The 23080-nt window shown below is 68.8% G+C and carries 24 protein-coding genes; 11 read left to right on the top strand and 13 right to left on the bottom strand.

Going from position 1 to position 23080, the window contains the following annotated elements; translation table 11 throughout:
- Window positions 1-21: 21 nt before the first annotated feature.
- Together ACWF9G_RS22085 and ACWF9G_RS22080 are read left to right on the top strand one after the other, a co-directional pair.
- Window positions 22-1260 carry an oxygenase MpaB family protein gene (locus ACWF9G_RS22085; RefSeq protein WP_452517519.1) on the top strand — a complete coding sequence of 413 codons (1239 nt, stop codon included), beginning with the start codon at window positions 22-24 and terminating at the stop codon, window positions 1258-1260.
- A gap of 17 nt (window positions 1261-1277) precedes the next feature.
- Window positions 1278-2342 carry a lipocalin-like domain-containing protein gene (locus ACWF9G_RS22080; RefSeq protein ID WP_452517509.1) on the top strand — a complete coding sequence of 355 codons (1065 nt, stop codon included), beginning with the start codon at window positions 1278-1280 and terminating at the stop codon, window positions 2340-2342.
- 9 nt (window positions 2343-2351) lie between these two features.
- Here the strand turns inward: ACWF9G_RS22080 and ACWF9G_RS22075 are convergent, their stop codons facing one another.
- From ACWF9G_RS22075 to ACWF9G_RS22065, 3 genes are all read right to left on the bottom strand, one after another.
- A complete protein-coding gene (locus ACWF9G_RS22075) occupies window positions 2352-2999 on the bottom strand; it encodes a TetR/AcrR family transcriptional regulator (protein ID WP_452517507.1) in 648 nt (215 codons plus the stop codon).
- Window positions 3000-3101: 102 nt separating this feature from the next.
- Window positions 3102-3476, bottom strand: coding sequence for a hypothetical protein (locus ACWF9G_RS22070; RefSeq protein WP_379302906.1), 375 nt, complete (start codon window positions 3474-3476; stop codon window positions 3102-3104).
- Between the two features lie 114 nt (window positions 3477-3590).
- Window positions 3591-3740, bottom strand: a complete 150-nt coding sequence (locus tag ACWF9G_RS22065) for a hypothetical protein (protein WP_452517505.1) — start codon at window positions 3738-3740, stop codon at window positions 3591-3593.
- 186 nt (window positions 3741-3926) lie between these two features.
- On the opposite strand from ACWF9G_RS22065, the gene ACWF9G_RS22060 reads away from it, so the two are divergent.
- On the top strand, window positions 3927-4094 hold the full coding sequence (locus ACWF9G_RS22060) for a DUF4236 domain-containing protein (RefSeq protein WP_452517504.1): 168 nt from the start codon (window positions 3927-3929) through the stop codon (window positions 4092-4094).
- 16 nt (window positions 4095-4110) lie between these two features.
- Here ACWF9G_RS22060 and ACWF9G_RS22055 read toward each other — a convergent pair whose 3' ends face one another.
- The gene (locus ACWF9G_RS22055; protein WP_452517502.1) at window positions 4111-4491 is read right to left on the bottom strand and encodes a VOC family protein; all 381 of its coding nucleotides are present in this window, start codon (window positions 4489-4491) and stop codon (window positions 4111-4113) included.
- A gap of 188 nt (window positions 4492-4679) precedes the next feature.
- Between ACWF9G_RS22055 and ACWF9G_RS22050 the strand changes: the two genes are divergently transcribed.
- Window positions 4680-5543 (top strand): DNA/RNA non-specific endonuclease, encoded by an 864-nt coding sequence (locus tag ACWF9G_RS22050; protein ID WP_452517500.1) that lies wholly within the window; start codon window positions 4680-4682, stop codon window positions 5541-5543.
- A gap of 204 nt (window positions 5544-5747) precedes the next feature.
- Here ACWF9G_RS22050 and ACWF9G_RS22045 read toward each other — a convergent pair whose 3' ends face one another.
- Window positions 5748-6578, bottom strand: coding sequence for an acyl-CoA thioesterase domain-containing protein (locus ACWF9G_RS22045; RefSeq protein ID WP_452517498.1), 831 nt, complete (start codon window positions 6576-6578; stop codon window positions 5748-5750).
- Between the two features lie 233 nt (window positions 6579-6811).
- Here ACWF9G_RS22045 and ACWF9G_RS22040 point away from each other — a divergent pair, with 233 nt between their 5' ends.
- Window positions 6812-7831: an alpha/beta hydrolase gene (locus tag ACWF9G_RS22040; protein WP_452517497.1), complete on the top strand. Its 1020-nt coding sequence runs from the start codon at window positions 6812-6814 to the stop codon at window positions 7829-7831.
- A 23-nt stretch (window positions 7832-7854) separates the two neighbouring features.
- Here the strand turns inward: ACWF9G_RS22040 and ACWF9G_RS22035 are convergent, their stop codons facing one another.
- Entirely contained in the window at window positions 7855-9000 is a 1146-nt protein-coding gene (locus tag ACWF9G_RS22035; RefSeq protein ID WP_452517496.1) for an AI-2E family transporter, read from the bottom strand.
- 131 nt (window positions 9001-9131) lie between these two features.
- Here ACWF9G_RS22035 and ACWF9G_RS22030 point away from each other — a divergent pair, with 131 nt between their 5' ends.
- The gene (locus ACWF9G_RS22030) at window positions 9132-10736 is read left to right on the top strand and encodes an FAD-binding protein (RefSeq protein ID WP_452517495.1); all 1605 of its coding nucleotides are present in this window, start codon (window positions 9132-9134) and stop codon (window positions 10734-10736) included.
- Between the two features lie 56 nt (window positions 10737-10792).
- Here ACWF9G_RS22030 and ACWF9G_RS22025 read toward each other — a convergent pair whose 3' ends face one another.
- The 3 genes from ACWF9G_RS22025 to ACWF9G_RS22015 form a co-directional block, all read right to left on the bottom strand.
- Window positions 10793-12337: an acyl-CoA carboxylase subunit beta gene (locus ACWF9G_RS22025; protein ID WP_379307725.1), complete on the bottom strand. Its 1545-nt coding sequence runs from the start codon at window positions 12335-12337 to the stop codon at window positions 10793-10795.
- Window positions 12338-12663: 326 nt separating this feature from the next.
- Complete coding sequence (locus tag ACWF9G_RS22020; protein ID WP_452517493.1) at window positions 12664-14445, bottom strand: hydroxysqualene dehydroxylase; 1782 nt, start codon at window positions 14443-14445, stop codon at window positions 12664-12666.
- Window positions 14438-15853, bottom strand: a complete 1416-nt coding sequence (locus ACWF9G_RS22015; RefSeq protein ID WP_452517492.1) for an NAD(P)/FAD-dependent oxidoreductase — start codon at window positions 15851-15853, stop codon at window positions 14438-14440. The genes ACWF9G_RS22020 and ACWF9G_RS22015 overlap by 8 nt, the downstream gene beginning before the upstream one ends.
- Window positions 15854-16055: 202 nt before the next feature.
- On the opposite strand from ACWF9G_RS22015, the gene ACWF9G_RS22010 reads away from it, so the two are divergent.
- Window positions 16056-16694: a TetR/AcrR family transcriptional regulator gene (locus tag ACWF9G_RS22010; protein WP_452517490.1), complete on the top strand. Its 639-nt coding sequence runs from the start codon at window positions 16056-16058 to the stop codon at window positions 16692-16694.
- A 12-nt stretch (window positions 16695-16706) separates the two neighbouring features.
- Here ACWF9G_RS22010 and ACWF9G_RS22005 read toward each other — a convergent pair whose 3' ends face one another.
- Window positions 16707-17492, bottom strand: a complete 786-nt coding sequence (locus tag ACWF9G_RS22005) for an alpha/beta fold hydrolase (RefSeq protein WP_452517488.1) — start codon at window positions 17490-17492, stop codon at window positions 16707-16709.
- A gap of 185 nt (window positions 17493-17677) precedes the next feature.
- Between ACWF9G_RS22005 and ACWF9G_RS22000 the strand changes: the two genes are divergently transcribed.
- From ACWF9G_RS22000 to ACWF9G_RS21985, 4 genes are read left to right on the top strand one after another with little or no spacing between them, the layout of a single operon-like run.
- Complete coding sequence (locus tag ACWF9G_RS22000) at window positions 17678-18175, top strand: STAS domain-containing protein (RefSeq protein ID WP_452517486.1); 498 nt, start codon at window positions 17678-17680, stop codon at window positions 18173-18175.
- Between the two features lie 17 nt (window positions 18176-18192).
- On the top strand, window positions 18193-18888 hold the full coding sequence (locus tag ACWF9G_RS21995) for a hypothetical protein (RefSeq protein ID WP_452517484.1): 696 nt from the start codon (window positions 18193-18195) through the stop codon (window positions 18886-18888).
- Window positions 18889-18914: 26 nt separating this feature from the next.
- Window positions 18915-19148, top strand: coding sequence for a hypothetical protein (locus tag ACWF9G_RS21990; RefSeq protein WP_379307732.1), 234 nt, complete (start codon window positions 18915-18917; stop codon window positions 19146-19148).
- 39 nt (window positions 19149-19187) lie between these two features.
- The gene (locus ACWF9G_RS21985; RefSeq protein WP_452517482.1) at window positions 19188-19640 is read left to right on the top strand and encodes an SRPBCC family protein; all 453 of its coding nucleotides are present in this window, start codon (window positions 19188-19190) and stop codon (window positions 19638-19640) included.
- Window positions 19641-19655: 15 nt separating this feature from the next.
- Here the strand turns inward: ACWF9G_RS21985 and ACWF9G_RS21980 are convergent, their stop codons facing one another.
- The 3 genes from ACWF9G_RS21980 to ACWF9G_RS21970 all read right to left on the bottom strand — a co-directional run bounded on the left by ACWF9G_RS21980 (window position 19656) and on the right by ACWF9G_RS21970 (window position 23018).
- Complete coding sequence (locus tag ACWF9G_RS21980) at window positions 19656-20723, bottom strand: NAD-dependent epimerase/dehydratase family protein (protein WP_452517480.1); 1068 nt, start codon at window positions 20721-20723, stop codon at window positions 19656-19658.
- 101 nt (window positions 20724-20824) lie between these two features.
- Entirely contained in the window at window positions 20825-22450 is a 1626-nt protein-coding gene (locus ACWF9G_RS21975) for an FAD-dependent monooxygenase (protein WP_452517478.1), read from the bottom strand.
- Window positions 22451-22544: 94 nt separating this feature from the next.
- Window positions 22545-23018, bottom strand: coding sequence for a hypothetical protein (locus ACWF9G_RS21970; RefSeq protein WP_452517477.1), 474 nt, complete (start codon window positions 23016-23018; stop codon window positions 22545-22547).
- Window positions 23019-23080 lie beyond the last annotated feature (62 nt).

Here is a 23080-nt window from a genome sequence, read left to right as displayed (position 1 = left end):
GAAGATCACGTCCAGCCGCCGGTGAAATGCCCCACGGCTTTTCGCTATTGGGAGGCGCGCGGCACGCCGACGGTGCGCCGGATCGAACGCATCTTCGCGGCCGTGACCAGGCAACCGCTGTTCCCCAGCGACGAGCAGGCCGCTGCCCTGTGTGAGGACCTGTTCACCGGCGACCCGGTGGCCGAGCGGTTCGTCGCCGAGGTGATGCACGGCGAGATCGGATCGAAAGCCGGTCGCCGGATGCTGGACACGGCCCTCGCCGAGGGTATCGATGCGGTGCCCGACGCACCGGAATCCATGCGAGCGCTGTTCGCCGAGTTCGAGACGGTACCCGACTGGGTGGTGCCCGAACTGGTGGAACAGGGCGCGGCCATCTGGCGGCGCTGGGGCACCATGCTGTTCAGCTTCGCCGGCGCCGAAACCCTCGAGATGTACACCGAAGCCGCGGTCGCGACTCCGCTGTCGCTGGCGGGCGGGTACGCCGGGGACAGCGCGCTGCGCCGGTTCCTGGAGACCACCCGCTTCTGGATGGACGTCTCCGCCCGCGACGCGCTGCTCACCCCCGGCTCGGCAGGCCGGGCCACCGCGCTGAAGGTGCGGGTCATGCACGTGTCGGTGCGGGCCAAGGTCGCCGACCATCCGGAGTGGGACATCGAACGGTGGGGTCTGCCGATCAGCCAGACCTACCAGATGCTGACCCTGCTCGGCGGCAGCGTGACGCCCGGCCTCGGTTTGTGGGCGCTGGGATATCAGACGACACCGTCGGAAATCCGTGCGCTGCTGCACTTTCAGAAATACATGGGCCATCTGCTCGGCGTGCGGCTGCGCTGGTATCCGGAGACGGTCCTCGACGCGCTGCGGGTGCTGGCCATGACGATCGCGTCGCGGTCCTACGACGCCGGGCAGCACGGAACGGAACTGATCGAGTCCTATCCGGCGGCGTTCGCGCCTCGTGACGGCCACCGTGGCCTGACCCGGTGGCGCGAGATGTACAACTACCGGATCAACTCCGTCTACTCCGCGATGTACATGGCGCCCGGCACCCGCCGCCGCTACACCATGCCGCCCGCGTTTCCGTGGATCGCCATTCCGATCCTGCGCTTTCCGCTGATCACCGCGATGGAGATCGTGCGCCGAGCCTGTCCGCCGTTCGCGCGGGTGCACGAGAAGCTCATGCTCGCGCATCGCGAGAACTGGTACCGGGCCCAGATGCAGGGTCGCGAAGCGGCCTTCGACGCCAGTGGCGCGCTGCGCCGATGAACCCACCGAAAGCAGCCATGAGTACCGCAGACATCGTCGAAGTATGGAACGGGCCAGGACGCCAGGACGGTGTGCTGACACCGGTGCAGCCCCGGCACAACGGATTACATCCGTCGCCGAGCAAACTGGCCTTCGAACACTGGTATTTCGACGCGCACCTCGACACCGGCCACGTGGTGATCGGCTTCCTGACCAAACGCCGCCCCGAGGATCTTCCCCTCGCGCGGCCCTGGGTGGAGATGATGGTCTACGCGCCCGACGGCACCCGTCGTCAGGTGTCGCAGCGCTATCCGCGCTCGGCCACCTCGTTCGCCACCGATGGCTGCGACGTGCGCGTCGGCCACAACACCGCGCGCACCGAATTCCGGGCCGACGGACTCCCGACCCACCACCTGCACATGGCCGAGGACGGCATCGTCTTCGACCTGCGGTTCCACAACGAAGTGCCCAGCTGGATGCCGGGCAAGGGCGAAACCCGCTTCGGCGCCAAGGATTCCTTCGGCTGGATGGTCGGCGCCCCGCGGGCACGGGTGACCGGCGCGATCGAACTCGACGGTGTGCGGCACGAGGTCACCGGGCGTGGATATCACGACCACAACTGGGGCGTCGGCGATATGAAGAAGATCATCGAGCGCTGGCATTGGGGACGGCTGTACGTCGAGGACTACTCCCTGCTGTTCGCCTCGGTCCTGACCCAGCAGCGCCGAGGCGGCCACGAGATCAGCCCGCTGATGCTCGCGCACCACGACGAGATCGTGCTGTCCACCGGCGAGACCAGGCTCACCGAGGGACCGGCGCGCTTCGACACCACCGCGGGACGGACCTACCCCGAGTGGGTCGAGTTGCACGTGCCGGACCGGCTCGAGCTGCGCCTGGACGTGGTGCGGGTCATCCATGCCCACGACCTGCTCGACGATCTTCCCGTGGTGCGGTCGGGCCTGATCAAGCCGCTGGTGCACCGGCTGGTCGGGCATCCGGGCTACTTCCGGTTCGAGTCCACCTTCGATCTGACGGTGCGCACCGAGGCGGGAACCCGGCGACGGACCGGTTCGACCCTGCACGAACTGGTCGCGCTGACGTGAACCGGTGGGTCAGTGGGGCGTTTCCTTGCTGGTGATGAACCGGAAGAACTCGCGACGCTGATCCTCGGTCGGCACGGGGAGGTTCTGGTTCCCGTGGACGAAGCCGATCCCGGCGAAGCACATCAGGCCTGCCCGCATCTCCGCTTGTTCCGCGGAGAACCCCATGTCGACGAGGGTGTCGGACAGCGCGTGGAAAATCCGCTGATCCAGTGCCTTCACGGCCTCGGCGACCTTGGCGTTCGTGCGGGCCCAGTCCCGGACCGCGAGTTCGACCTGCCACACCCGCTCCGCGGTGAGCAACTCGCCCATGCGGGCCAGGCGCTGCTGCGGGGGGAGCTCCTCGAGGCCTTGGAAGCCGCGCGCCGCGTCGTTCTGATCGGCGCACCAGAACTGCGCCGTCGTTTCCAGGAGTTGATCGATGCCGTCGAAATGCCAGTAGAAGCTGCCTTTGGTCACCCCGAGTTCGTCGCACAGCTTGGCGATGGTGATCGCGGCGACGCCGTCGCGCAGGAGCACGGTCAGTGCCGCGGTGGTCCAGTCCTCGACGCCGAGCCTGCGGGCAGCGCGTCCGGCTGCCGCTGCCTTGCGCTTGGACACCGGCGCTGGCGGTCGCGGGTTGCTGGCACCTTCGGTCATGGTCGCCTTCCGTGTCGGCACCGCGCCAGCCTATCGCCCGGCAATGCTGTGACCGGGGAGCGGGCAGTTGGCCGTACACCATAGTACGGCCAGACCTACCTGAAGGTATGGATTGATCGTTTGTTACGCGCCGAGGAGGCCGATATCGGTGTCGAGCACCGCCGCCTGTTCGACGAGGACCCGTGTCTCCGGTGCGTCGCCGACACGGTCGACGAGGTCGGCGCGCGAGATGACGAGCAGACCGCCGTCGTCGTCCCCGGCACCGGATCGGATACCGACGTGACCTTCCGAGAGCACCAGGCGTGCGTCGGGTGCGTCGTCGTCGAGCAATCGGCGCAGGGTGGCTTCGGTGACGTGGCCGCCCGCCCCGGGGGCGCCGGTGTCTTCCATGGCCTCCGCGAGTTCGCGGCGCAATCGTTGAACCGTTTCTTGGTCGCCGACGTCGCCGGCGGTGGTGATGTCCTGTCGCAGTTGAGCGACGATGTCCCGAGATACCACGGCGTTCTCCTTTGCTACCGGCATGACCATCGATGGTGGCCGTCGGAGATCGGCCACATGGTGGCGGTACCGCAGAATCCAGGTCCTAAACAGACCAGGTGCCGGTTCGGCGCCTCAGGTCGTCACCCGGGTCGCGATGACCATGGCGGCCGCGAGGCCGAGACTACCGGCGGCGGCGAGCAGGAGGGATTCGGTGAGGACGGACAGGCCGAAAAGGAAGAACACGCAGGTGGCCAGCACAATGGCGATGCTGGGCAGATCCATGCTCGTCGTACTCGGATTCCGACTACGTGAGTTGGTCATAGCTATGGCATGCCCGGATGACCAGTGGGCAAACGTCATTCGCACGGACAGTTGTTTTGCCATCTGATTGCGAACAGTTTTGCGCGGTGAAAGCCATGGGGGCTCAACCGGATCGGCTATCCTGGGGGCGATTCAGGAAGGCTTCTCATGCCCATCAGATTTCGTCAGCGCAAGTCCTTCGGCCCGCTGAAGCTCAACTTCACCCAGGCCGGACTGTCCTCGTGGAGTATCAAGATCGGTCCGTGGACCTGGAACTCCCGCACGAGGAAGAACAGTGTCGACCTTCCCGGCCCGCTGAGCTGGCGTCAACGCTGAGCATCAGTTAGTCGCACTACACTTCCTCGACCCGGCGCCGCAGCAGGCAGAACTCGTTGCCCTCCGGGTCGGCCAGCACGTGCCACGATTCGGCGCCCGTCTGCCCGATGTCGATCTTGCGCGCACCCGCGTCGAGCAGCCGCTGCAACTCCGCGTCCTGATCGCGGTCGGTGGGACTCACATCCAGGTGCAGCCGCAGCTTCTCCCGCTTCGGGTCGGCACTGGGACCGAACACCAGAGTGGGCTGCGGTCCGCCCGATCCTGTCCCGGGCGGGCCGATCTCCACATAGCCGTCCTCCTCGTCGATTTCGACGTAGCCGAGGACTACACACCAGAAGTCCGCCAGCAGTCGCGGGTCGGCACAGTCGATGACGAATTCGGTGATCCGGCAGGCCATGCCTGCGACAGTACGCGCGCACGCCGTTCGACACGGCGAATCTCCCCGTCATCGCCGGGACGAACGCGCGTCCGTGACGGAATGCGGGTAGTCGACTACTCGTGAGGTTGTCGATCGGGGCGGTGACGATGGTGTGCACGCTCGGTGAGCGCGCAGACAGCATCCCGTCACTGCGGAAAGGGCTGACGATGACTGCCGACATGAATACCAGCCGGATCGGTGACTTCGTCGCGGTCGACGAAGTGGTGTCGACCGGGTACGACAGTGGCTTCCTCGGGCCCGGTATCGGGGTTCCGGAGCTCGATGCCGCGGTGCGCGGGGACGCGGTGCGCCTCGACGGTTCCGAAGTCATCAGGTACACGCACTTCTCGTTGGCACTGAGTGCCGCGCGGCGCTTTGCGTTCTGGGTGGGCTGGAATATCGATGGCGGCGCGATGAAACGGATCGGCAGGCGCGGTATCGACTTCGTCAAAGACTCGCGGATCCCGGCCGACGTGCAGGTGGGTAATGAGCTCTACCAGGGTAATCGGCTCGATCGTGGGCACCTGGCGCGGCGGGCTGACCTGCTGTGGGGCAGTGAGAGCGAAGCGGAGAAGGCCAATATCGACTCGTTCTTCTACACCAACATCACCCCGCAGATGGACGACTTCAATCAGAGCAGCCGCCGCGGAGTGTGGGGGCAGCTCGAAGACGCGGTGTTCGCCGATGTCGACGTCGACGACCTGAAGGTGACGGTGTTCGGGGGACCTGTCTTCCGCGCCGATGACCGCGTCCACCGCGGGGTGGCGTTGCCGAAGGAGTACTGGAAGGTGATCTGCTTCGTCGAGGCGGGCAGGCTCACCTGCCGCGTGTTTCTGCTGACTCAGCAACTCGACCTGCGCGAAGCGCTCGAACTCGACGAGTTCCGGGTGTTTCAGGTCGCGCTGACCGAGATCGAGGAGCGGACGCGGCTCCGCTTCCCGGCCGCCCTGCACGATGCCGACACCCTCGCGACCACCGAGCTGACAGGGGTGCGCGAACCGCTGGAGTCCACCGCCGATATCCGGTGGTAGCCGGTGGCGGAGTGGAGGTGGCGGTTGCCGGCCCGGTAGGGGCAGCGCCCGGTGGGCGCGCTGGTGCGCGGCAACCGCCTGCCTACCGGTCCAGGAGAACGGCCATCCCGTCCCCGGCGGCGGTCTGTGGGTGATCCAGATCGGCGATACCCTGCCGTGCTGACTCCAAACAGGGGCGGCTCGTGACTGCCGGGCAAAGCCCGGTTACGGCTCGGCCCCGATGACAGTCAGGTCGGCAGGGCCTCGCGCATTGGCGAGTGAACTGACCGTCGCTGTGCCGAACACACCCTTGCGGTCGTACACCGCCGCCGTGCCGATCACGATGCCGTCCTGCGCGATCCGGTCGAGGCCGATCAGCCCGGCCTCGCCGCCCTCCGGTAGCCGGGTCAGGGTGAGCGTCGCGTCGGCATTGATGTATTCGAGGCCGTTGCTGCCGAGATTGGCGATCACGTTGGTCACGTCGGCCAGGCCCGCGACGAACTGGAACGGGGTCGGTTGCTCACCGGCCACGACCGTGACCGGGTGGTGCCAGATTCCGGTGCGCCCGGTGTTGTGGTGGGTGCGCGGATCCGGGGCCCAGCCCGCGTCCTCGCTGAAGTACACCCGATCCTGGCCGGGTGCGGGAAGCCGATCGGTCGGCGGGGGATCGGCGGTCGTGTCGGGTGACCAGCAGAGGCCGTCCGGCGCGGGCCCGGGGCGCAGGTACAGCGCACCGGCGCGGGCGACCGGTCTGTCGTCCTGGATCAGGACGACGTCGAAGAGCGCCAGCCGTCGCCCGTCGCGAACCACCGTGAGACGAGTCCGGCAGGGGCGCATGAACACCGGACGGAACAGGTCGAGCGTCCACCGGACCGGGCGCAGATCGGTGCGGCCCCTGGCGGTGACCTCGCGTTCGACCGCACGTGCCAGGGCGGCGCCGACAGCCATACCCCGCAACTGGCCGCCGTCCCAGCCGCTGCCCGCGTGCGGCTCCGGGACCAGCACCTCGGCATGTGTGCGCGAATCGGATATCGCGCGAAAGAATGCGTGGCTCACCGGCGGACTCCTTTGTGGTATCAGCAGTCTCGCCTGACACGCGGCGTCGATGGCGCGCGACTCACTGGAGGCCCCCGTAGTGGTGAGTCGGCGAATACTTCATCTTGCGCCCGATCTGCGCGGTTCGCTACCCGGGCGACCGGAATCATCGGTGCCGGTCGGTTCGGTGGGACACAATCAGGTCCGAGCTCGCTGGAACGATCAGCGAGCCGGACGAAAGCCATGGTGGAGTTGTGTCGTTGCTGGAAACCCTTGTTCGTGGCGCCGCCGGGAAGGTGTTGTCCGCGCCCGGCGCGGTCTTCGACCTGCTGCCGATTCACCGTCCCGTCGTCGACGGGCAACGGCTCAGCGGCAGGATGCAGATGTTCTCCGCCATCGGCAAGCGCGACCTGCTGGCGCTCACGCCGCCTACCGCTGCGCGGCGGCGACGGCTGGACTGGTTCATGAGCCTGGCGACCGCCGTGCCGACCGGTCCGGTCGAGACCTCCGAGATCGCCGTCCCCGGTGCCCTCCGCGCGCGGATCTACACGCCACACAGCGCGGACGGCGCGCTGCTGGTGTTCATCCACGGTGGTGGATGGCATGTGGGCAGCATCGACGGCTACGACGGGCTGGCCCGATTCCTGGCCGACCGGTCCGGTGTCACGGTGCTCACGGCCGATTACCGGCTCGCCCCGGAACACCCGTTCCCGGCCGCATACGACGATGTCGCCGCGGTGTTCCGCTACGTGGTCGACAATGCCGAAACACTCGGTGTCGACCCCGCCCGGATCGGCATCGGCGGCGACAGCGCGGGTGGGAATCTGGCCGCCGCGGTGGCGTTGCATCTGCCTGCCCGGTATCGCCCCGCGCATCTTTCGCTGCTCTATCCGGTCCTGGACGGTGACCTCGACCGTCACGTATCCAGCGACCTGTTCACCACCCCGCTCGACAAGGGCTGCGTCGAACGGGCCATCACCTGGTACGCCGGCACCGAGCAGCATCGGGTGGATCCGCGCTTCTCCGTGCTGTCCGCCGACGATGTCAGCGCGCTCCCGCCGACCTATGTGGCCACCGCCGGGATGGATGTCCTGCGTGACCAGGGGACCGCACTGGCGGAGCGGCTCCGCGCCGCAGGCGTCGCGGTCCGGCTGCGCCAGTTCGACAACCTCCCGCACGGCTTCGCCAGCACGCTCGTCGATCCGCAAGCACGCTCGGCGGCAACGGAATTCGCCGAGGTCGTCCGCGCCGGGCTCGGGCCGAGCGAGGCATAGACCGCGCTGCGCGCCGGAACGGTTCAGTCGTCGGCGGGTGCTTTCGCCGGCCGTTTCCGGCGCGCTGTCGTCTGGTCGATGCGCGGATCCTCGGTCACCGCATAGTGTTTCACGTATTCGGACAGGAACGCCTGAACCGTCGCCGTGGCCGGGATGGCCAGCAGCGCGCCGACCGCGCCGAGCAGCGCGCCGCCCGCCAGCACCGCCAGCAGTGCGATCGCGGCATTGACGTCGACGGTGCGCGCGGTGATTCGCGGCTGGAGCAGGTAGTCCTGGACCCACTGGTACACCACCGCGAACGCGATGACCCAGACCGCGTCGAGCGGATCGACCGACAGTGCGACGAACACCGGCAGGATCGCGGCGATGTAGGTGCCGATGGTCGGGATGAACGCGGAGATCACGCCGAACCACACGCCCAGCGCGATGGGGTTGGGCAGGCCGAGGATCGCCAGGAACGCACCGTGCGCGATCGCGGAGACGATGGCGAGCAGCAGCCGCGAGTACAGGTAGCCGCCGGTCTTGTCGATGGCGAGATCCCATGCGTGCAGGAAGGTCTGCTGATGGGCGGGTGGCAGCATCGAGCAGACGGTGCGCCGCACCTTGGGGCCGCCCGCGGTGAGATAGACGCTGAACAACGCGATCGTCAGGACCTGCGCCAGCCCGCCCAGCACGGTCGTCGACACGCCCCAGACATTGTCGGCGGCGGTGCGGGCGTAACCCTCGATCAGGTCGGACTCGCGCAGCAGCCGCTGACTCAGATCGTGCATCGTGAAGTGCTGGCCGAAGGCGCGATTGACCCAGTCGATGCCCTCGTCGACCAATCGCGGCGTCTCGTGGGCCAGGTTCGTCGTCGTCTCCACCAGCAACGTCACCAGTGCGGCGAGGAAAGCCAGCACACAGGCGAAGGTGCCGAGGAACACCAGACCGGTGGCGAGTCCGCGTGGCACGCCGCGCCGCACCAGCACCGCGACGGCGGGCTCCATCGCCAGGGAGATGAAGAAGGCGACCAGCAGGATGATCAGGAGGCCGAGCAGCCGGTGGAACGCCCAGTCGGCGAGCAGGAACAGCCCGAAGAAGACCAGGGCCAGCGCCATCGCCCGAGGAAGCCACGGCGGCATCCCGGTGCGCGTGCGCGGCGGCGGTTTCTCCGGGGAATCGTTGTCCACGGCTCCCAGTGTCGCCCCGGACCGGCCGCGTCCCCGGCACCGACGCGGCCCTGGACGCATTTCTAGAACACGTTATAGTTTTCCCAGGCGGCGACCATGTCGACGGCGCGTCCGCCCGGAAGGTGGTACAGGTGCGGACCTGGGATTTGTCAGCCGACGTCGTTGTCGTCGGATACGGCGGCGCGGGTGTGGTGGCGGCGCTGGCCGCGCGGGAAGCGGGCGCCGACGTCCTCGCGATCGACCGCTATCTGGGCGGCGGTGCGACGGCGCTGTCCGGTGGCATCGTGTACGCGGGTGGCGGCACCTGGGTGCAGCGCGCCGCGGGCATCGACGACGACGTCGAGAACATGCTCGCCTATCTGCAGGCCGAGGTCGGTGACGCGGTGAGCGCGCCGACGCTGCGCCGATTCTGCGAAGAATCCCCGGCGTCGATCGACTGGTTGTCCGCGCACGGCGTGCCGTTCGAGGCGTCGGTGTGCCCGTACAAGACGTCGTACCCGACCGACGACTACTACCTCTACTACTCGGGCAGCGAGAACTCCGGCGGCTACCGGGAACTCGCGAAGCCGCGGCAGCGCGGCCATCGCGCGCACGGCCCCGGTGTGTCCGGCAAGGCGCTGTTCGGACCGCTGGCCGCGTCGGCGGCCGCGCGTGGTGTCCGCGTCCGAACCGGTTCGAGGGCAACCCGTCTCGTAGTCGAGGACGGACGGGTGACGGGCCTCGAGGCCGTCACGATCGACGGTGCGCCCGCGGCGGTGCGGCGCCGGTTCGCCGTGCTGGCCCGCATCTCGGCGAAACCCGGTGTGTACCACCCTGGTCTGCGCCGGGTAGTGGAGTCGCTACTGGCCCGGATCGAGCGCAAGCACGGACGGCGGGTGCGGATCCAGGCGAGATCCGGTGTCGTGCTCACGACGGGTGGGTTCATCGCCAACCAGGCGATGGTGGCCCGGCATGCCCCCGCGTACCCGTGGTCGCAGGGACTGCCGCTCGGCACCGCCGGTGACGACGGCAGCGGCATCACCATGGCGCGGGACATCGGCGCGGCGAGCGGCAAGATGGACGCGCTGTCGACGTGGCGCTTCATCGCGCCGCCCAGTGCGCTGTTCGGCTCGATCGCCGTGAATCGCCTGGGGCAGCGCATGATCGACGAATCCCGCTACGGTGCCGCGCTGGGCGCGGCTGTGGCGACCAGTCCCGGCCACCGGGCGTGGCTGCTGATCGACGCCGAGCTGGAAGCCGAGGCACGCGCACAGATGGGTCCGCAGTCGGTGTGGTTTCAGCGTATGCAGACCGAGCGGCTGTGGCGGATCGGGCGAGTCTCCGGCCGTACCGTCGAGGAGGTCGCCACCCGCGCCGGTATCGACTCGGTCGCCCTGCGCGACACCGTGGACGCGCACAACCAGGCGATCGAGCACAACCGGCCCGATCCGCTGGGCAAGCCCGACGATATCCGGCGCCCGATTCGCACCGGACCCTTCGCCCTGCTGGACATCTCGTTCACCGCACGGCTCACCTACCCGATGCCCATGCTCACCCTCGGTGGTCTGCTGGTCGACGAGGACACCGGCGCCGTCCGCGCCGAATCCGGCGACGTCATCCCCGGCCTCTTCGCGGCGGGGCGCGCCGCGGTCGGTATCTGCTCGAACTCCTACGTCAGCGGCCTGTCGCTGGCCGACTGCGTCTTCTCCGGCCGCCGCGCGGGCGCACACAGCGTCCAGCCTGCCCCGCGCAGCTGAGGGGAAACCGCGAAACAGCCGGGGCAGGTGCGTGATTCGCACCTGCCCCGACCGGATCACAGCGGCAGCAGGTGGTGCTTGCGTGGGTAGCGGACGACCTTCTTGTCGCGCAGCAGGTGCAGGGCGCGGCGGATTTCCAGACGGGTGGTCGACGGCTCGATGACGCGGTCGATGTAGCCGCGCTCGGCGGCGATCCACGGAGTGGCGATGGTCGCGTTGTAGAAGTCGATCATCTGCTGGCGGATCGCGCCGCGCTGGTCCTCGGGGGTCGCGTCGAGGATCTTGCGCTGGGTCAGGCCGACGGCGCTCTCGGCGCCCATGACCGCGATGCGCGCGGTCGGCCAGGCCAGGTAGGCGTCGCAGCCCAGCGCCTTGGCGCCCATGACGGCCCAGCCGCCGCCGTAGGCCTTGCGGATCACGACGGTCACCTTGGGGACGGTGGCCTCCACGTAGGCGAACAGGAACCGGCCGCCGCGCTTGATGACGCCCGCCTTCTCCTGTTCCACGCCGGGCAGGAAGCCGGGGGTGTCGACCACGAGCACCAGCGGGATCTCGAAGGCGTTGCAGATATGGATGAAGTGCGAGGCCTTGTCGCTGGCCTTCGCGTCGAGCGCGCCCGCCAGTACGGTCGGCTGGTTGGCGACCACGCCGACGGGCCTGCCGTCGACCCGGGCGAAGCCGGTGATGATGTTCTCGGTGGCGGCCGCGCCGATCTCGTGGAACTCCCCGTCGTCGAAGATCCGCAGCAGCACGTCGTGCATGTCGTAGACCATGTTGTCGGAGTCGGGGACCAGCTTGTTCAGCGTGAGGTCGGACTCGGTGACCTCCGGCTCCAGGCCGGGATTCACGACCGGCGGGAGCTCGGTGGAGCTCGACGGCAGGTAGCTCAGGTAGTTGCGCACCCAGGCGAAGGCGGCGGGCTCGTCCTTGGCGACATGGTGGATGTTGCCGTAGGCGGCCTGGTTGTAGACGCCGCCCAGTTCCTCCATGTCGACCTTCTCACCGATGGCGTCCTCGATGATCTTGGGACCGGTGACGAACATGTGCGCGCTCTCGGTGGCGACCACGACATCGGTGCAGATCGGCTGGTACACCGCACCCGCCGCGCAGTTGCCCAGGATGAGCGAGACCATCGGCACCGCACCCGAGAGCGGCTCCATCATGGTCGCCAGCTCGCCGTACCAGCGCAGCGACGACACGGCCTCCTGCACGCGCGCGCCGCCGGAGTCGTTGATGCCGATCAGTGGACAGCCCATCTTGCCCGCGAGGTCCATGATCGCGGCGACCTTGCGGCCGAACATCTCACCGATGGTGCCGCCGTAGACGGTCTGGTCATGGGAGAACACAGCGACCGGACGCCCGTCGACCAGGCCGTGCCCGGTGACCACACCGTCGCCGTAGAGGGCGTTCTTGTCGGTGGGATTGCGCACGAGGGCGCCGATCTCGATGAAGGTGCCCGGGTCCATCAACATGTTGATGCGATCGCGGGCGGACGGGATGCCTTTGCGGGCTCGCTTGGCGGCCCCCGCCTCTCCGGCCGGTTCCTGCGCAAGCGCCAGCTTTTCCCGCAGGTCGGCAAGCTTTTCGGCAGTAGCACTCATCTATTACATCCAGATTGTCGCGGTGGGCGCCGTCACCGCGTCCGGTGGGCGTTGTGCCACAGTACCGGGGACGCCGTGGAAGACCCAGTCGCCCAGGGTTGTGAGCCTTCACCAGTCGCCGTTGGGTCTCCCTACCGGGGAAGGATTGCTCCGCGCAGGCTGGCACGTCCTGCAAGTACCCCACCGCTGCCGTGCGGTTGTAGGCCTGCGCGGAGGTGTCGCGGCTGGCGTGGAGCAGTCCTGGCAGGAGCCACGCAATTGCCGCAGTCGATGCATTCCGGCATCAGGTGCTCACTTGTCCCGGCCGCGACCAGGGGACGTGCGGTTCAGCCGTCGAGCAGGTGGGGTAGGCCGGCTCGAAAGCGGTCTGCGTCGATGGCTTTGGCGGCGGCGAAGGCGGGCGGGGAGACCAGCGGGAAGATCTGGGCGCGGGGGCCCGGGTCGTCGGCGGAGTCGAGAATGGCGTTGGCGGCGGCGCGACCGGACTCGTTGGCGCCTTCCATGGTGGCCAGGTCGATATGGCTGCGGACGTGGTCGCCACCGAAGTAGAGGTTGGGGATCGCGCAGTGCGCGTCGGGGCGGTTGTCGTAGGAACCGACGGTGTTGACCAGCAGTGGGGTCTCGTTGTGGATGCCGCCGCCGGACCAGGTGATGCCGGGGTCGAGGTGCCAGGAATGGATGTCCTCGCCGCGTAGCCAACCGGTGCCGGTGTTGAGCCAGGCCTCGAGCTGTGCCCAGGTTTCGGCGGCGATCTCGTCTGCGCTGCAGTCCTTGGCGGTGCGGCCGTAGAGGATTCCCGGTGTGTCCCAGTCGGAGATGTCGACCGACAGGCATTCCAGCACCGAGCCGTCGCCGTAGGTGGCGGGGAAATCGCCCACCCACATGGGGGCTTGGCGCAGCGCGGTCAGTGCCCAGGGCGAGCCGAGCGCGGCGATGTGTCCTTCGGGGATGTCGGTCGAGCGGCGCAGGTAGTACTGGATGCCGACCATCCAGTCGGTGACCAGGTTTCGCATCCCCTCCAGGCGCGGATCGGCGTCGAGGATCGACCCGTCGAGCAGGTCGACGGCGCGGTCGACCGGCATGGCGCACAGGTAGTGGTCGGCGGTGACCGTGGAGGTGCCGCGCGCACCGGTCACCGTCGCCGAGGAGACGCGGCCGCCGGCCAGCTGGAGCGCGGAAACTCCCTGTCCCATCACGAAACGCACGCCGAGCGAGCGCAGGTACTCCACCCACGGATCGATCCACGCGGCATTGGTCGGGCGGTTGAGGATCCGGTCGACACCACCGGAGAACTGCGGGATCGTGCCGGAGGCGGCCAGGACCAGTGCCTCACCGATCGTGCCGATGGTGCGCGCCGAGCTGGTCTGCGGTTTCGCGGCGACGGTGATCCGGGTGAGCGCGTTCACCAGGTACTTCCGGTACGCGGGCGACTTGCCCTCGGCGCGCATGATCTGTTCCCAGGTCACGTATTCCCACTGGCCGAAGCGCCGCTCGGTGCTGGAGGTGAACCACACGAGCATCTGTTTGGCGAAGAACGCCAGCTCGTGCGCGGGCAGGTCGGGGACGAAGCCGAGCGCGCCGATGATGCTGTTCTGCACCAGTTCCGGCGTCAGCTGACCAAGTCCACCCAGCTCGACGGGTGTGAAGATCGGCGGCAGGCCCTGGAACCCGGCGACCGTGCCCTCGACCCGAACCAGATTGTCCAGCACGCCGTTCGGGTTGCCGGGAAACGGAATTCGGCTCATGGTGTCGGGAACGTGCTGATAGCAGCCGGGGAAGAACCGGAAGCCGTGCTCGCCCGGCAACTCCGCGCGACCGGGTGACGCTGTTCCCGGCACACCCATGCTGCGGGCCTTACCGCCGAGGAACGCCGGTTCGTAGACGGTGACCTCGTATCCTCGCTCGGCCAGTTCGTGAGCCGCGCTCAGACCGGCCATCCCGCCGCCGAAGATCGCGACTGCCTTACCGCCGGACCGGAGCAGTGGCGAGCGGCGGGCGGCCGCGGCGCCCGGGGGAGCGACCGCGAGTACGGCTGCGGTGAGGAGCCCGGTTCGCAACGCGGTGCGCCGGGTGATCGGTGCTGACAACGGTGTCGGCTGATCAGGCATGGTGTTCTCCTGGACCTGCGGTGGTGAGGGTGGCGCGCGGCGGGAACGGTGCCGCGGAGCGAGGTACGGTGCCACGCAGGGTCGTTCGCGTGGTGCGCCATTCGCCGGTCGCGTCGCGGAGTTCGCGCGCCAGATCGGCGAGGACGGCGGGGGTGGGCTGATGGCGTAGCGCGCGCACGGCGAGGCGTAGCGCCCGTGCCGGGGTGTACAGCTCGGCGGGCCTGCGGGTGCGGGAGAAGATGCCGGTGGTGATCGCCGCCAGTTCCGGATCGTCGACGGCGGTGTGATAGAGCTCGATCTCCAAGGGGCGCATGGCCTCACCGCGGGCGAGGCGATTGGTCCAGTGGAAGATCTCGCGACATTCGGTGATGCGACGGCGCTCCCACTCGGTCAGCGCCGCGTCGAGTGCGCGCGGGTCGTCGAGAACCTCCACGACCGACTCGGCGAGCGTCCGTCCGTAATGCAGTGCGTCCCGGATGCCCTGCGCCGTGACGGGGTCCTTGAAATGTCCCGAGTCGCCGGGCAGTGCCCAACCGGGACCCGCGGAGCGCCGGAAGTAGGAGGAGATGCCGGTGGCGGAGCGAACCCGACCCACCCGTTCGCAGCTGCGCAGCCGCTCGGTCAGGTCCGGAATCCGCGCCAGGGCTTCGACATAGCGGCGTTCCGCTTCACCGGGGCCGCGTGCGCCGCCGGCGACAGCGGGTGGCTGCACCAGACTGAGCACCAGTCCGTCGTCGCACGGGAAGGCCGTGCCGAGGTCGGATCCCTCGCGCCACTGAGCAGCGATGTGGCGCGCAGCGTCGGCGGTGTCACGCCAGTAGGCGAAGTAGCAGTCGCGCCCACTGGGCACGGTCAGGAACGGCTGCTCGGCGCCCACCGCCCGCGCGATGGTGCTGCGCCGACCGTCCGCCCCGACGACGAGCGCCGCGCGGATCTCCACGACCCGGCCCGCGCTGTCGAGATAACGCACACCGGCACAACGGTTTCCGTCCCACACCACCGAGGTGACCCGGCAGCGCGGCCGAATCTCGGCGCCGGCGGCCACCGCAATACGCACCAGTGCCGCGTCGAGTCCGGTACGGCGCACGCACATCGCGTAGTCGATCCCGTCGACCGCGGGAAACGCGGAACCGACACCGAAGCCCGCACCCTGCGCGAAGGCCCTCGTCAGCCGTGGCGCACCGAGGGCTTCGACGGCGGCCAGCGCGTCGAGGCGTTGCAGTTCGGCCAGACCGGCGGGCCAGAGCAGATGGGTCGACAGCGTGTCCGACGGCAAGGCGGCGGCGTCGAGGACGACAACATCGCGACCCGCCCCTGCCAGCGTCGCCGCCGTCGCCGACCCCGCGCAGCGCGCGCCGACCACGACGACATCAGCCCGTTCGACCGCTGTGGCAGGGGAATCGACCATGAGAACCGCCTCGGTCAACAAGTCTCGGACAGTGTGTCCGATTGATGATGAGGTGATCTGAGCGAAGGTGTCAATAGCGAACCCGCGCAACAGGATTACCGGTGCCCGCCCCCGGCCGCCGAACTGCCCCGGCGCGCGACGGGCACAATGGGCGCATGGTCAATGCCAGCGCACCAGCCTCGACACCGGCAACGGTCCGCCGATGCCCTCGCTGACCCGGGTCCCGCGATCAGCGCGCAAACCCGCCGACGACCGGCGCGCCGAATTCGAGCGCCGTGTCCTGATCGCGGTCGAAGACCTGCTCGCCGACGGCACGCCGTTCACCGAGATCGCCGTGCAGAAGATCGCCGCCGCCTCCGGTGCGGCCAGATCCACCTTCTACCGCTACTTTCCGGACAAGAGCCGGCTGCTGATCCGGATGGCGGAGCTGGCGACCACCGATCTGTTCGCGGCGGCGGAACTGTGGTGGAGCGCCGAGCACACCGATCAGCAGGCCGGTGTCGTGCTAGCGATGCGGGCGATGATCGGCGGTTTCCGCGACCACCGCTATCTGCTGCTCGCCCTGAGCGAAGTCGCCTCCTACGACCGGGAAGTCGGCGCCTACTGGCGCTCGCGCGTGACGACTTTCGCCGAACTGGTGCGCGCGCGGCTCGAGGCCGAGCGGACGGCGGGCCGCGTCGGGCAGCAGCTCGATCCGCGGGCCACCGCACTGGTGCTCACCTCGATGGTCGAGCGCACGATTTCCGTCGCGTTCGCCGCCGAAACCGGTATCGGCGACGAGGAATTGGCCGAGGCGCTCGGCCGCGCGATCTGGCTCGTCATCTACGGCGACGCGCCCTGACGGGACTGCCGGTCAGGCGTGCACCGCCGCTTCTCGCAGAACCGGCAGCAACGCCTTGGCACCGACCATATGGTTTTGTCCGGCCAGCATGCGATGGGTCGCGTGGGGGATGGCTTCGGCCAGCTGACCGGCCACCTGGTGCAGGCCGGGCGGGCTCTTTTCGCCGACCGCGACAAGCACAGGCAGGTCGATGCTCGTGAACCGTTCCACCGGTGGCAGAACCTCGGTCAGGCCGATGTCGTACATCAAGGTCGGAGCGAGGGCCTTCATGGTCTTCCAGCCGGGGAACAGCGGCAACAGCGCGACGAACGCGCGCGGCATGCCGATTCCCCGGAGGAAGACCTTCAGCGCCCGGGCGTTCTCGTGAGCTGTGAGAAGGGCACCCACCTCCTCGGCCAACCGGGCGTAGGAAACCCGTTCGGCCTCGTCGTGCACGTAGGACGCGTCGTAGATCGCCACCGAGGCGATCTTGTGCGGCATACGTGCCGCGGCTTCGAGAGCCAAAACGGCGCCCGAGGAATGACCGTAGAGAATCGCGGTGCCACCGGCGGCATCGACAAGCGCCTCGATGTCGTCGACCTCCCGTTCCATCGCATACGGCATCGTGTTCCCGCTGTCGCCGCGGCCGCGGCGGTCGAAGCTGTAGACGGTGAACTCCGTGGCGAACACCGCGGCATCGGCGGCGATGGGCCGGAACTTACGGAAGCAGGTCGCGCCGGTGATGTAGATCAGCGCTGGACCGTCGCCGGAAACGTCGTAGGCGAGTTCCGTGCCGTCCTTCGATGTGGTCGTCCTCATGGTGGTGATGACGGTTCCGAACGCCGAAACTCATCGGATCTCGCGATTCCGGTGCTCCGCATCAGGTGGATTACAACCGATGACAGCGCCGATCCGGCGTGCTGGAATGGGAAAAACCAGCCGATCTCGAGCAGCCAGGACCGGTGGGGCCGTGCGAGCTTGCCGGTGCCGAGGAATGGGTACTCGTGGACACCAATTCCAGCCGGGGCGACGACCAGCCCGTCGACCTCGCGTCACGCCTGCGTGCCGAGATCGTCCTCGGCGGCGGGGCCACCGTCGTGCAGGTGTACGGGGAGATCGATGCCTGTACCGCGGCCCGGTGGCGGGACATCCTCGACGATGCCGTGCGGATCGCGGGGGAGCACGGGCACCTGGTGGTCGACATCAGCGACGTGACGTTCATGTCGTGCCGTGCCATTTTCGACTTGGCAGCCTGTGCCAAGGCCTACCGCCACGGCGGCGCGCTGATGAGCGTGGTCAACCCGGTGCCCTCGACGATCGACCGCATCGTCGCCGTCGCCGGCCTCACCGAATGGGTGCCGCTGTACACGGACCTGGCCGATGCCACGGCCGTTGTTCCGTCCGCGCGCGCGGACCCGGCTGCTCTGCCACCGTCGGAGTACCCGGCCCCACCAGAACTCGGTGTGCCGAAATCGGCGACACCTCGATTCGGGTTCCCATGATCGGGTACGCGCGCGATGTGACTGACATGAACCTGCTGGAGATAGCGGAGCGGCGCGGGCCGTTCGCCGTCGTATACATGGACGCGTCACCTGACACCGAGGACTCCGCACAGCCATTGGCCCTGCGCTGCCGATCCGTCCGGGAACGGCTGGTGACCGCGGGCGCGGGCCAGGGCATGCTCGACCTGTTCGACCGCGCGATCACCGACAGCCCGCCGGGGCGCGGCCGGGCGGGCAGGCTGCTGATCCTGGACGAGAACACCGTCCACGTCGACGAGTACCTGCCCGAGCCACCCGCGCGGGAAGTCGTCCGGGTCTCGGCGCTGCCGTACCTGATACCGCTGCTGCGTCAGCACGCGGTGCAGCAGGAGGTGCTCGACACCTTCGCCGCCGAATTCGGCCGTGCCGGCGGCCTGGCTGTCGCCGGACTCGGCGCGACCGCCGAGGCGCTGCGGATGGCCAATGTCGATCGCCTGCTGATCGACCCGGACCGGCTCGGCGACCGCACCGTCCTGGTCGGCGCCGACCGCGCGCAGGTGGTCGCGGGCCCGGACGGACCGGCGAGCTGGACCGCGGGCACGGCACCACACCAGACCTGCCGAGCCGATGAAGCTCTTCCCGTCGCCGCGCTCCTGATGGGCGCCGAAGTGACCACGGTATCCGGTGGCCTGCCGTCGGAAGACGGCGTAGCCGCGCTCGTCCGTCAACGCTGACAACGATTCGAGAGAGGTAATCACCCATGGCCATCTGCGAAACCTGCGGCAACGACTACGCCCGGTCCTTCACCGTCAGCCGTAATGGCGACAGCTGGACCTTCGACAGCATCGAATGCGCCGCATCGAAACTCGCACCGAGCTGCGCGCACTGCAGCTGCCGGATCCTCGGCCACGGCGTCGAAGCGACCGGCACCGTGTACTGCTGCGCCAGCTGTGCCCGCATGGCCGGCCACAACGAACTGGTCGACAGCGCGTGAGAAGACCCAGGACATGACGTCCCGAGAATCGGAGGCAGCATGGTCGAGGTGACGCACAGGGCGCAAGCCTCGGTGAACGACGTGTTCGCGGTGCTCGCCGACGGATGGTTGTATTCGAGCTGGGTGGTCGGCGCTTCCCACATCCGCGAGGTCGACGACGCGTGGCCCGCGTTGGGCGCGCGGATCCATCACAGTGTCGGACCGTGGCCGTTGACCATCGAGGACACGACCTCGGTCCGATCCGTCGACCCGCCGCACACGCTGGAACTGGAAGCCCGGCTCTGGCCGGTCGGCGCCGCCGTCGTCCGGCTGGAACTGCGCGCGACCGGCCCGGAGTCGTGCGAGATCACGATGAGCGAACGCGCGGTACGCGGGCCCGGCCGGTTGATCCCGCACGCGGCCCAGGCGGTTCTGCTCGTGCCGCGCAACCGCGAATCCCTCACCCGCCTCACCGACCTGGCGGTCGGCCGGAACCCGAGCACGACGCCATAGCCGCCGCGGGACACCTCAGACCCGCAGAGCGGTGTCTTCCCGGCTCCCCATTCCCGTGGCGAATTCGTGGATGCGCAGCGGTCCACTCGCGTGCGGATCGAGCGGCGGTGTAGCGCTGCCCGCACCGCTGCGCAGACCGCCCAGCATGTGGTGGATCGCCTCCGCGGAACTGAAATGGGGTTGCCACCCGAGTTCGGCCCGTGCCCGGCCCGTGTCCATCAGGGGCAGATGCAGCATCGCGTCGAACAGGTCCGGTGAGGCCGGAACCAGGCGTGCGTGCCATCCCGTCGCCAGCGCGGTGCGCACCAGCATCGGCGGGACCTCCACGGTGCGGGCTTCGAGAGCGGCGCCCAGCGCGGCCCGGTCCACCACCGGCTCGGCCGCCAGATTGAATGGGCCCCGCGCCTGGGTGGTGACGGCGAGCGCGTAGGCCTTCCCGACATCGCGACTGTGCACGGCCTGGAACCTCAGCCCGCGGGGGACCAGCAGGATCGGCACGATGCCGGGCCGGACGAGCCTGTTCGGCAGCAACGGGCCGAGGAACAGTCGCCGCTGTTCACTCGCGGCCTCCCGCCGGAAACTGAACGCCGGTCGCATCCGCACGACCCGGCGGTCGGGATATTCGGCTTCGAATCGGTCGAGAAGCCGTTCGGCATAAGCCTTTTCGCGCATGTATCCGGCGGCAGGCCAGCCGTCGGTCGGCCAGCTCTCCGGCACCCGGCGCTGGTCGTCGCAGGGTGAGTACGCGCCCACCGACGAGGCATAGACGAGTGCGGGAACCTGCGCCGCGGCGACGGCACGCAATACCCGTTCGGTTCCGCCGACATTGGCGCGCCAGGTAGTGAGCGGTTGATGGGACGGCTGGAACAGCCAGGCCAGGTGCACCACCACGTCCGCGCCGTGGAACAACGACTCCAGGTCGTCGGTGCGCACGTCGGCGCGCTCCCACCGCACGCCCGGCCGCTCCTCGGCGGGCATCCGGCGGGCGATGCCGACGATCTCGTCGACCTGTGCTTCCCCTGCCAGCGCTTCGATGACGCTGGTTCCGATATTTCCGGTGGCTCCGACAATCACGACACGCATGCCTACTCCTCAGGTCGTCAGCGAACCCCCCTCCTTCCTGCGCGCCTACCCGCAGCGGCCGAGGCGAAACCGGCGCCCCGTAGGGCTTCGAGCGGGGCCGGTCAGGTCGTTTTCAGCGGGGCGAAGATCGTGGCGAGGTGGTGGGTGACATCGTCCGAGGAGACAGGGCAGGCGGCGTATCCCAGGTAGCCGTCGGGGCGAACGATATAGACGGCGCCCGGTCCCGCGTGATACCGACGGGCGAAGTCGCCGTCACGGTCACGGATGATCGGCAGTGTGGTCTGCGCGATGACGGCGTCGGGCGCGGCGATCAGGTAGGTATCCAGCCTGCCCCCGGTCACTGCCCGGATGTGCTCGACCCAGGCTTCGATGGTGTCGATCGCGGCGGCGTCGCAGGTTCCGTCGACATAGGCGAGGACGGTGTGGTCCGGGCCGGTGAGCAGGGTGAACAGCCGGAAGGAGTCGGTCACCGCCGCCCGGGTCAGTCCGGCCGCGTCCGGTGCGCGGCTGCCCGCCGACGGCTCCGGCGCGGCGGCCGCGGATTCGGCCACGACGGGACTGTCGCGATAGTCGATCAACAGTTGGGCCTCCCGGCGCAGAACCACGTCGGGGTCCGACTCCCCGGCACCGATGCCCTCCCTGGCATGGCGCACGGTGCGGCCGACGACTTCCTCCCCGACGGGCCTGCGTTCCGCGTCATAGCTCGCCAGCAGGTCCGGCGCGGCCACACCCGCGACCGCGAGGGCGAGTTTCCAGGCGAGGTTGTGCGCGTCCTGGATGCCGGTGTTCATGCCCTGGGCGCCCGTGGGCGGATGAATATGGGCCGCGTCGCCCGCGACGAAAACCCGCCCCCGCGAATAGGAGTCGACGATGCGGTGGCTGATCCGGAACACCGACGACCAGCGCATCCGCGACGCCGTCGTCGGTTCGGGTGCCAGCCGGTCCAGGACCGCCTGGATGTGGGAGAGCTCGGGCGCGGGCCCGCTGCTGATGCCGTGCGCCGTCTTGTCGCCGTCGGTGATCTCGAACTCCGGCGGCACGCGCATCGACACGCGGTAGCGGTGGTGGCCCGGCAGCGGGATGCAGACCAGCACGTCATCGGTGACGCCGTCGGTCCGGTGCATCGCCCGCACGCCGTAGCCACGCGGTTGCGACCAGTCCAGTTCCACATCGCCGAGCATGTACTGCTCGGTGAATGCCGCGCCTTCGAAGCTCAGGCCGAGTGTCTTGCGGACGGTGCTGTGCGCGCCGTCGCAGCCCACCAGATAGCGCGCTCTGACGGTGTGCTCGCCGTCGGGTCCGCGGAGTGTGGCCTCGACGCCGTCGTCATCCTGGGTGAACCCGGTGAGCGCGACGCCACGCTCGATACGCGTCCCCATCGACGCCAGGCGCTGCCACAGAATGCGTTCGGTCTCGTACTGGGGGAGGCCGATGAACCCGAACGGCACGTCGGGCGGCAAGCTCAGCTCCAGCCGGTCCGCTTCGACCCCGTTGACGTAGACGAGCTGACCGCGCAGCTGAATCGAGGCGTCGAGGATCTCCCGCAGGACACCCATCGCCTCGAAGAGTTCCAGCGTGCGTGGCTGGATTCCGACCGCTTTCGCATACCGCAGTGGACTGGACAGCGCGTCGACGATCCGGCAGCGCACCCCGCGCCGAACCAGTTCGACGGCCGCTGCCGATCCCACCGGACCGGCGCCGACGATGAGGACTTCGGTGTCCACCATGCGACATCACCTCGTGCTGGAAGTATCCGCGTCAGTGTTGTGTGCCGATCGTACGCCGGGGGGTCGTGGGGACACTACGACCGGATTCGGTCGCTCAGGGCATTTCGACCGTTTCGGCCCTGGCGATCTCGTCGATGGCCCGCCGAATGCTGTCCTGTGCTGGTACTCGCGCGAGCCCGGCCAGATAGGCGATGAGCAGCACCGCGGCGGGCTGCGGGTTCACCGCGGGGTGGTCGGGTTCGTTCGCGTCGTGGACCCCGAGTGCGCCGGTGAGCGCGCCGACGATCGCGGTGGCGTCGATGCGGGCGAACCACGTCGCCGACTGGCGCACCACCGCCTCCAGCACGGCCCGCACGTCGTCGCCGGTGAGCCCGTCGGGATGCGCGATCTCCAGCAGTTCCCGCACGATCGCCGCCAGCACCGAGCTCACCTGGTCGGCGGGGAGCTCGGCGAGGTCCGCCACTGTCTCGGTGAACGCGGGTTCGTCGGCCGCGTGCGCCGCGGCGACGGCGGCCTCGACGGCGGTAGCGATCGTGCGAGCTGACGACGGCCAGTCGGTCGGCCACATGGCGCGGTTCTCCTCACGGGTCGGCGTGCCACGTCCGCGCGCGGCACGCCGCCAGCGTAGTC

The organism is Nocardia sp. NPDC055029, from assembly GCF_053608525.1.
Note: the sequence above shows the minus strand (reverse complement) of the source record. Positions and strands in the feature narration are given on the sequence as shown.